Below are 2,298 nucleotides of genomic sequence, written 5' to 3' on the forward strand. Positions count from 1 at the left end.
ATCCTCAACGACATCATCTGGCGCAAGGCCAATCCGATGCCGAATTTCAAGGGAACCCGCTTCACCAATGCGCACGAGACGCTGATCTGGGCCTCGAAATCGGAAAAGTCGAAATATACGTTCAACTATCGTGCGATGAAAAATCTCAATGATGAATTGCAGATGCGCAGCGACTGGGTGATGCCGATATGCGGCGGGCAGGAGCGGCTGAAACGCAATGGCACCAAGGCGCACCCGACCCAAAAACCCGAAGCCCTGCTTTATCGGATCATGCTGGCGACGACCAATCCCGGCGATGTCGTGCTCGACCCGTTTTTCGGGACTGGCACGACCGGCGCGGTGGCGAAACGACTGGGCCGCGAATGGATCGGTTGCGAGAAAGAGGACAGCTATTGCGAAGTGGCCGAACAGCGCATCGCCGAGGCTTTGCCGCTGGATGAAAGCTCGCTCAAGACGATGCAGTCGCCGAAATCCAAACCACGGGTTGCCTTCGGAACGCTGGTCGAAACCGGCTATCTGAAACCCGGCGACGAATTGTGCAGCAAGAACCGCAAGTATAAAGTCAAAGTGCGCGCCGACGGTTCTCTGCTCTGGGAAGGGCAGGAAGGCTCGATCCACAAAATTGGCGCGGCTGTGCAGGATGCACCGAGCTGCAACGGCTGGACCTACTGGTATTATGATGACGGCAAGAAGCTGAAGCCGATTGACGATCTGCGGCAGACCTATTTGCTGGCCACCGAACCCTGATATGGGCGATATTTCGGAAGAACTGGAAGCATGTGGAGCGAATGCAAAACTCTATCTGAAGCCGGTAGGTCTGGTAGATAGTCCGCAATGGCATGGGGATAAAAACTCCAGATTAAACAATAGTTTGATCTGGTTTTCTCAGATTGAATATCTGGTAATCGAGAATGGGAGGCCGAACCTTAGAGGTCTGGTAAACATCACCCAATGGCCGGAATGGTCGAAAGCCCTGCCGGAGCCATTGGCGGTACGGGCTGCGGCGCAATTTGCCAATCTGACCCGGCAGCATGCAGCGCTGAAATGCGGCGAGCGCGTGCTCCGGTTCGACCAGCCGCATGTCATGGGCATTCTCAATATCACCCCCGACAGTTTTTCCGACGGCGGCAAGCATCAGGACGACCCGGACAAGGCGGCCGAAGCGGGACTGGCGATGGCTGTTGCCGGTGCCTCGATCCTCGATATCGGCGGGGAGAGCACCCGGCCCGGCGCGGATCCGGTCTGGGAAGGCGACGAGATCAAGCGGGTGGTGCCGGTGATCGAAAGACTGGCCCATTGCGGCGCCGTGATATCGATCGACACGCGCAAGGCAGCGGTGATGGAAGCGGCGATTGCCGCGGGCGCGGAACTGATCAATGATGTCTCAGCGCTGTTGCACGACAAAAGGTCGCTTGATGTGGCCGGTGTCTCCGGCCGTCCGGTGGTGCTGATGCACGCACCTTCGAGCGGCAAGGATCCGCACAAGAGCGATGGCTATGGCAATATCGTCACCGACACGCTCGACTGGCTGGAACAAAGAATATCCGACGTGGTCGCGGCGGGTTTCGAACGCGAGAAAATCATCGTCGATCCCGGTCTCGGTTTCGGCAAGTCGCTGGCCGACAATCTTGCCCTGATGAACAATATCGCGATGTTTCATGCGCTCGGTCAGCCGCTGCTGATCGGTGCCAGCCGCAAGCGGATGATCGGCGCCTTGTCGAAAGAAGCGCCGGTCGACAAGCGCCTCGGCGGTTCGATCGCCTTCGCCCATCACGCTATCCAGCAGGGGTCGCAAATTGTCCGGGTGCATGATGTGCCGGAGACGGTTCAGGCCTTGCAGGTCTGGCGCGGGATGCGCGATGCGGGACTGACCGCGCCGGTTTAGACTGGACTTCGCAATACCATCCGCTTTCCCAAATCCGGAACATTACTTAGCAATGTAAAATTGTCGTTAGCGCAATTTAAAGAATGATTTGGTAACGACCGCCATGTTGGACAAGAATATTTAACGTGGGGCGGTAACTCAAATATCATGGCAGTAAAGGGGCTTTTAAGAGCATTTTCAGGCAATGTCGCTTCCCCATCGGAAGACGATACCGCCTCTGCCACTATGGTTGCCGATCAAGCACACCGCTCTGAAATACTCGACGATTTTGAACAGGCTGGCATAAGCTGGCTCTGGGCGACCGACGCGGAAGGCCGGATAATCTATCTGACGGAAAAAGCCGCAGAAAATTTGGGCAGACCGGTGTCTGATCTGATTTCCGAACAATTTACCACCTTTTTTGAAAATGATCC

The 2,298-nt window shown here is 56.3% G+C and carries 2 protein-coding genes and 1 pseudogene; all 3 read left to right on the forward strand.

The window, feature by feature from the left end; genetic code table 11:
- Positions 1–747 (forward strand): site-specific DNA-methyltransferase (locus tag V7665_RS13445; RefSeq protein WP_335665043.1); only part of this gene is annotated, 747 nt, incomplete at its 5' end.
- A 1-nt stretch (position 748) separates the two neighbouring features.
- The gene (gene folP / locus V7665_RS13450; RefSeq protein WP_335665044.1) at positions 749–1,885 is read left to right on the forward strand and encodes a dihydropteroate synthase; all 1,137 of its coding nucleotides are present in this window, start codon (positions 749–751) and stop codon (positions 1,883–1,885) included.
- 147 nt (positions 1,886–2,032) lie between these two features.
- A pseudogene (locus V7665_RS13455) lies at positions 2,033–2,298 on the forward strand (PAS domain-containing protein); the annotation flags it as partial.

Origin of the sequence: Parasphingorhabdus sp. (genome assembly GCF_036964675.1) — a bacterium.
Lineage (GTDB): Bacteria > Pseudomonadota > Alphaproteobacteria > Sphingomonadales > Sphingomonadaceae > Parasphingorhabdus.